Origin of the sequence: Mycobacterium sp., from assembly GCF_035653355.1 — a bacterium.
In the GTDB taxonomy this organism is placed as follows: domain Bacteria; phylum Actinomycetota; class Actinomycetes; order Mycobacteriales; family Mycobacteriaceae; genus Mycobacterium.
Genome location: NZ_DASRBZ010000007.1, coordinates 1 through 6,309 on the forward strand (window position 1 = coordinate 1; position 6,309 = coordinate 6,309).

Consider the following 6,309-nt stretch of genomic DNA (forward strand, 5'->3'; position numbering starts at 1 on the left):
CCGCGAGACTTCGGCCAAAAAGCAGTGGATGAAATGGACGATTTGGCCAGCCTGCGGGGTAGGCCAGCCCGCTAATCGCTGGTGCGCTCCAGCAGGTCGGCAGACCCCAGCACTCGCTCTACCTGCACCTCGATCACCACCCGTCGCGGGTTGGGCCGCGGCGTGCGATAGCGCTGCGCATAGCGCAACTCGGCGTCGCGCACCGCGTCGATGTCGTTGTTGACCTTGGCGCGGCCCTCCAATGACAGCCAGCGGGCGCCGTCGACCTGGCTGAGTACAGCAATCCCGCCGCGCTCGGCGTTGAGCGCCTTCTGCGAACCGCCGGTGGTGATCACCCGGGCGATGTGTGTCTTGGGGTCGAAGGTGAAGCCCACCGCCACCACGTGCGGTGATCCGTCGGCCCGCAGCGTGGTCAGCATCGCCAAATGGCGCTCGGTGAGGAAAGCCAGCGCGTCGGTGCTGAGCCGGGTAGTGGTTTTCGCCATCGCGGCCCACGTTAGCGCAGGCAATAATCGCAGCCGTGGATGACACGGGTGCCGGGCCTCTCGTCATTTTCGGTGGCCGCAGCGAGATTGGCACCGAGCTGGCGCTGCGTCTGGCGCCCGGCGCGACCGTGGTGCTGGCCGCGCGGCGAGCAGACCAGCTCGGCGAACAGGCTGCGATGCTGCGCGCAGCCGGTGCCGCGGCCGTACGCACCCGCGAGTTCGACGCCGACGACCTGGACTCCCACGGGCCGCTGGTCGAGTCGATCATCGCCGAGCACGGGCCCATCGGCACTGCCGTGCTGGCCTTCGGAATCCTCGGCGATCAGGCGCGGGCCGAGACCGACGCCGCGCAGGCGGTGGCGATCGTGCACACCGACTACGTCGCGCAGGTCAGTCTGCTGACCCATTTGGCCAGGGCGATGCGCGCCGCCGGCGGCGGATCACTGGTGGTGTTCTCCTCGATCGCCGGAGCCCGGGTGCGGCGCGCCAACTACGTCTACGGCTCGGCCAAGGCGGGGCTGGACGGCTTCGCCAGCGGCTTGGCCGACGCGCTGCACGGCACCGGGGTGCGGGTACTGATCGTGCGGCCGGGGTTCGTGATCGGCCGCATGACGCAAGGTATGACGCCCGCGCCGCTGCCGACCACACCGGCGCGGGTCGCCGACGCAACCGCGCGGGCGCTGGCCAGGGGCCGACGCACGGTGTGGGTTCCATGGGCATTGGGGCCGGTGTCAGTCGTGATGAGGCTGCTGCCGCAGTTCGTTTGGCGCAGGATGCCACGATGAACCGCGTTATCGTGGTGGGGATCGGCGCCGACGGCATGGCGGGCCTGTCGGAGCCATCGCAGTGCGAATTACGCAGGGCCACAGTTGTTTACGGATCACAGCGGCAACTCGATCTGCTCGACGACAGCGTAGCCGCGGCGCGCCGGCCGTGGCCGTCGCCGATGCTTCCCGCGCTGCACGGTCTGCTCGACTGTGACGCCGACGTGCATGTGCTGGCCAGTGGTGACCCGCTGCTGTACGGGATCGGTGGCACGTTGATTCGGCTGTTCGGCACCGAGCGGGTGCGGGTGTTGCCGCACGTGTCGGCGGTGACGCTGGCGTGCGCGCGAATGGGCTGGACCGTTCCCGACACCGAGGTGATCAGCCTGGTCACCGCCGAGCCGCATACCGCTGTGCGCCAAGGCGGGCAGGCGATCGTGCTGTCGCGCGACATCACCACGCCGACGAGTCTTGCGCGGTTGCTCACCGAAACCGGCCGTGGCGACTCCGAATTCACCGTTCTTGAGCAGCTCGGCGGACCCGGGGAGCGCCGCCGCGACGGCACCGCCCGCGTGTGGGCCGACAGGAGGCCTGATGACGTCGACGACCTCAACGTGATCGCCGTGCGTTATCTGCCCGACGAGCGGGTGTCGCCAGTGCCCGACGATGCGTTCCGCCATGATGGGCAGATCACCAAACAGAGCATGCGGGCGGTGACGCTGGCCGCGCTGGCGCCGCGGCCGGGGGAGCGGTTGTGGGATGTGGGCTCGGGCTCGGGCAGCATTGCTGTCGAGTGGTGCCGGAGTTGGCGCGGCTGCACCGCTGTGGCCTTCGAACGCGACGAGCAGCGCCGCGAGCGGATTGCCCGCAACGCCGTCGCGTTCGGTGTGAGCATCGACGTACGTGGTGAAGCCCCTGTCGCTTTCGACGGCGCGCCGACACCGTCGGTGATCTTCATCGGCGGCGGCCTCACCCAGCCGGGCCTGTTCGATGCGTGCCTCGGGCACCTGCCGGCCGGTGGACGTTTGGTCGCCAACGCAGTGACCGCGGAATCGGAAGGCTTTGTCGTGCAGGCGCATTCCCGGCTGGGTGGGCAGCTGCGGCGCTTCCAGCACTACCACGGCGAGCCGCTGGGCGGTTTCACGACGTGGCGCCCGCAGCTGCCGGTCACCCAGTGGGAGGTGACCAAGGCGTGACGGTGTACTTCATCGGCGCCGGCCCCGGCGCCGCCGATCTGATCACCGTGCGGGGGCAGCGGCTGCTCGGACAGTGCCCGGTCTGCCTTTACGCCGGCTCGATCATGCCCGACGACCTGCTAGCGCTGTGTCCGCCGGGTGCCCGCGTCGTCGACACCGGTCCGCTCACGTTGGAGCAGATCGTCACCGAGATCGCCGACGCGGATGCCGCCGGCCACGATGTAGCGCGGCTGCATTCGGGCGACCCGTCGCTGTACAGCGCGCTGGCCGAACAGTGCCGCCGACTCGACGCCCTGGGCATCGACTACGAAATCGTGCCGGGCGTACAAGCTTTCGCTGCAGCGGCCGCCGCTTTACGGCGGGAGCTGACCGTCCCCGGTGTGGCGCAGACCGTGACGCTGACCCGGGTGGCCACGCTGTCCACACCAATGCCGCCGGGTGAAGACCTCGCTGCTTTGGCCCGATCGGGAGGCACCCTGGTGTTGCACTTGGCCGCTGCTCAGATCGACGCTATTGTTCCGCAACTGCTTGCCGGCGGGTACGGGCCCGAGACGCCCACGGCCGTCGTGGCTTTCGCTAGCTGGCCGCAACAGATCGTGCTGCGTGGGACATTGGCCGATATCGCCGAACAGATGCACGCCTCAGGCGTCACGAAAACGGCGGTCATCATCGTCGGTGATGTGCTGTCCGCGGAGGGATTCACCGATAGCTACCTGTATTCGGCAGGGCGAGCCAGGGGGAGTCGGCACTAATGCGGGTCTTGTTGCTCGGCGGCACCGCCGAGGGGCGAGCATTGGCCGCCCGGCTTCATCCAGAGGTCGACATCATCAGTTCGCTGGCCGGCCGAGTGCCGGACCCGGCACTGCCGGTGGGCATGGTCCGCATCGGCGGGTTCGGCGGTGTCGACGGGCTACGCCGCTGGCTGTGTGACGAAAAAATCGACGCCGTCGTTGATGCCACGCACCCGTTCGCGGCCACCATCACCGCGCATGCTGCGCAAGCGTGCGAGCTACTGGGAGTGCCGTATCTGGTGCTGGCGCGTCCGGCCTGGGAGCCTGGGACCGCGATCGTCGTCTCGTCCGATACCGAGGCGGCGAAAGTCGTTGCTATGAACAAATATCCGCGGGTATTTCTCACCACCGGTCGATCCGGCGTCGCGGCGTTCGCCGACAGCGATGCGTGGTTTTTGATCCGCGCCGTCACCGCGCCAGATGCCAATCGCCTGCCGCGTCGCCACCAGCTGCTGCTCTCCCGTGGGCCGTATGACTATGACGGGGAATACGCATTGATGCGTGAGCATGGCATCGACGCGCTGGTCACCAAGAACAGCGGCGGGACCATGACGCGAGCGAAGCTCGACGCAGCCGCGGCGATGGATATCACGGTGGTGATGGTGGATCGCCCCCCACTGCCGGCCGGCGTGACGTCGGTATGCACCGTCGAAGAGGCCGTCGCCTGGGTTGCAAGCGCTCAATAGGGGATGTGCGCAAGCGGCGCTTGCTCAAGGCGATACCCCGGTCATGTTCCGAGCTTGCTCCAGTGCGGTCTGATTCACTTCGGCGTACAGGTCATTGGCGCGCGCTTGTTCTGCCGCAAGCTTCTCCAGTGCCAGGACTGCACGCTTAAGGAGTCCGATAGATTCCTCGACAGTGACTTTCAGTTCTCCATAGAGATTTGGTACCAGCCCCATCAGAATTTCCCCTCCCTTGCGAGCTGACCTTCAAGCCATCGTCTGAATAGATTTGCTTGTCCGATCAGCGTAGGCCAGCAGATGGCTGTTGACGCCGTCAACAGCTGTTTGCGTATCCAGGTGCTCGGTCGTTCTGCTGCGCTCGCGTCGTCCGGTCGGCGTTTCTGCAGGCCAAATCGGTTTTCGGCAGCGGATTCATTCCCGGCAGAGCCACGAAAAAGGGTTGCCGCCATGCCCTCCTTTCTCGGCGGTGAGACATCCCCGAGATCCGCGAAGTGACGTTCACCGGTGGCATGTCCTCTACTCACGGTGCCAAGTCGCGCCGGGCGTACCCATACACTCCGAGCGCGGTCAGGACCGCGCCGATCAGCAGCAAAATGGCGGTGGCCGCCCAATTAGGCGGTGTATAGGGCACGGCGGCGAGGTGCGCCCACGGCGACAGGTTGACAACCCAGCGAGGGGCATGCGCGGTCTGCATGATCACGTTCACCATGAATCCGATCACAACCGGCAGGGCACCCATCGCGCCGGCCGCGAATGGGAGCCACCCGACGCCCACGGCGGCGGCCCCGGCCGCGAGCAAAGCTAGGGGAAGGGAATTCAGCGCACCCGCAAGTGAATCGCTCAATTGCAGTGCGGCGCCGGTGATTTTGGCGCCGCCCCAAACGGCGACTGCGGCGCAGCAATGCAGGGCAACGACCCCGCCAACCGTGACCATGATCTCAGCGGACACCAGGCGTACGCGCGAAATTGGTTGCGCAAACAGCAAAGCCCATCGACCGGCCTTCTCGTCGGCGACCATGATGGCGAGACGCATTGCGGCGTATAGCCCGGTGGCAACCGGTAGCAGGCTGAACAGATCCGCAGCGAGGACGGGCACCAGGGCATGGCCGCCCATCCCGGCAGCTGCGGCGAGCTCAGCCAACCGCGGGCTCCTCTGGAACAACTCGACAATATAGACGAGCATCGCGCCGACCAGAAAGAACGATGCGGCGATGCCTGTCGCCCACCCGACCAGGGTCGGCCCGGCACGGCGAAGGGCGAACCCGCCGATCGACTGCAACAATCGAGTTCGTGGCGGACGGCTAGCCGGCACTACCACAATCCCTTCGCCCAAATCCCTGTGGCGTGCCGCAAAGAGGGTCGCACCGGCCAGCACGGTCGGAAACGCAGCCAACACGATCAGTGGAACGATGCGGTTGTCGGCGTATGGCGCCGCGCGGGCTGTCAGGCCGAACGGCGTCGCCCACGCCGACCACGCCAGTTGATGCACGCCATCGGAGATCATGCGCAGCAACAGCCCAACGCCCAGAGCCGCGACTGTAACTCCCGTGGCACTGGATCGCCTCGGCATTACTTGTGCGGCGAGCAGAGCTGTCATCGCGAAAGTCAAAGCAATCCCGGTGATCCCGGCCGCATGGATCACGGCCCCGGTCGGTTCGGTGCGGACCGCCAAAAGGCCCGCCGCGACGGCCACGCCGATCAGCGTGGCGGATCCAACGAGGGCGGCCAGGTAGCGGACAACCACATCGGCTATTCGCAGGCGCCCCGCTAGGAGCAGGTCCCACCGCCGGGCATCCTCTTCACCGCGGGTGATACGTGTGGCGGCAAGCATGATCCATACGCTTGCCAACACCGAAAGGGGTGTGCCGGTGCGCCACACAGTGAAGCCGCCGGGATCGTCCAGAGCGACCGGTGGGCCCGACAAGACCCGAATACCGGGATTCTCAGCAAGTGCGCGCAAACCTGATTTATCCAGCAAGTAGCCGATCGGCTGGTACTGGCTGGCGACCAACGCTGACATACCGCCGCAGAACAAGGCGACCACCACGGCACCAAGGCGAAGCTGGCGCATGGCCAGCCTGCTCACAGCCCGGCTCGGCGCGAGTTGCGGTTCGGGCTCAACAAGCGAATCCGGCAGCGAGGCGGTTGTCATCGTGCCGCTTCTCCGTAGTAGGCGAGAAAAATCTCCTCGAGCGTCGGTTCGTGCATCGCGAGCGCGGTGATTTCAGCTGTGGCGAGCGCTTGAAGTGCGGCCGCAGGCGATCCAGTCAGATTGAACCGCAACCGTTCACCGTCCAGCTGCTCGACACTTGACACACCCGCAATATGCTCGACGGAAGGTCGAACGCCGCGATAGGACACCTCGACTACGGTCTGGCGCAACCGGCGCA

The 6,309-nt window shown here is 66.7% G+C and carries 8 protein-coding genes; 4 read left to right on the forward strand and 4 right to left on the reverse strand.

What is annotated here, in order from left to right; genetic code table 11:
* Positions 1-71: 71 nt before the first annotated feature.
* A complete protein-coding gene (locus VFA16_RS00225) occupies positions 72-485 on the reverse strand; it encodes a F420-dependent biliverdin reductase (RefSeq protein WP_324965884.1) in 414 nt (137 codons plus the stop codon).
* Between the two features lie 35 nt (positions 486-520).
* Here VFA16_RS00225 and VFA16_RS00230 point away from each other — a divergent pair, with 35 nt between their 5' ends.
* The 4 genes from VFA16_RS00230 to VFA16_RS00245 are packed head-to-tail and all read left to right on the forward strand — an operon-like array spanning position 521 to position 3,922.
* A complete protein-coding gene (locus VFA16_RS00230) occupies positions 521-1,270 on the forward strand; it encodes an SDR family NAD(P)-dependent oxidoreductase (RefSeq protein WP_324965885.1) in 750 nt (249 codons plus the stop codon).
* The gene (cbiE, locus tag VFA16_RS00235) at positions 1,267-2,445 is read left to right on the forward strand and encodes a precorrin-6y C5,15-methyltransferase (decarboxylating) subunit CbiE (protein ID WP_324965886.1); all 1,179 of its coding nucleotides are present in this window, start codon (positions 1,267-1,269) and stop codon (positions 2,443-2,445) included. Before VFA16_RS00230 ends, cbiE begins: the two co-directional genes overlap by 4 nt.
* The gene (gene cobM / locus VFA16_RS00240; protein ID WP_324965887.1) at positions 2,442-3,197 is read left to right on the forward strand and encodes a precorrin-4 C(11)-methyltransferase; all 756 of its coding nucleotides are present in this window, start codon (positions 2,442-2,444) and stop codon (positions 3,195-3,197) included. Before cbiE ends, cobM begins: the two co-directional genes overlap by 4 nt.
* Positions 3,197-3,922, forward strand: a complete 726-nt coding sequence (locus tag VFA16_RS00245; RefSeq protein ID WP_324965888.1) for a cobalt-precorrin-6A reductase — start codon at positions 3,197-3,199, stop codon at positions 3,920-3,922. Before cobM ends, VFA16_RS00245 begins: the two co-directional genes overlap by 1 nt.
* A 24-nt stretch (positions 3,923-3,946) precedes the next feature.
* Here the strand turns inward: VFA16_RS00245 and VFA16_RS00250 are convergent, their stop codons facing one another.
* From VFA16_RS00250 to VFA16_RS00260, 3 genes are all read right to left on the reverse strand, one after another.
* Entirely contained in the window at positions 3,947-4,135 is a 189-nt protein-coding gene (locus tag VFA16_RS00250; RefSeq protein WP_324965889.1) for a hypothetical protein, read from the reverse strand.
* 304 nt (positions 4,136-4,439) lie between these two features.
* Positions 4,440-6,071, reverse strand: a complete 1,632-nt coding sequence (locus tag VFA16_RS00255; protein WP_324965890.1) for an ABC transporter — start codon at positions 6,069-6,071, stop codon at positions 4,440-4,442.
* Positions 6,068-6,309: DUF4162 domain-containing protein (locus tag VFA16_RS00260; RefSeq protein ID WP_324965891.1), on the reverse strand; the 242-nt coding region annotated here is incomplete at its 5' end. The genes VFA16_RS00255 and VFA16_RS00260, both read right to left, overlap by 4 nt.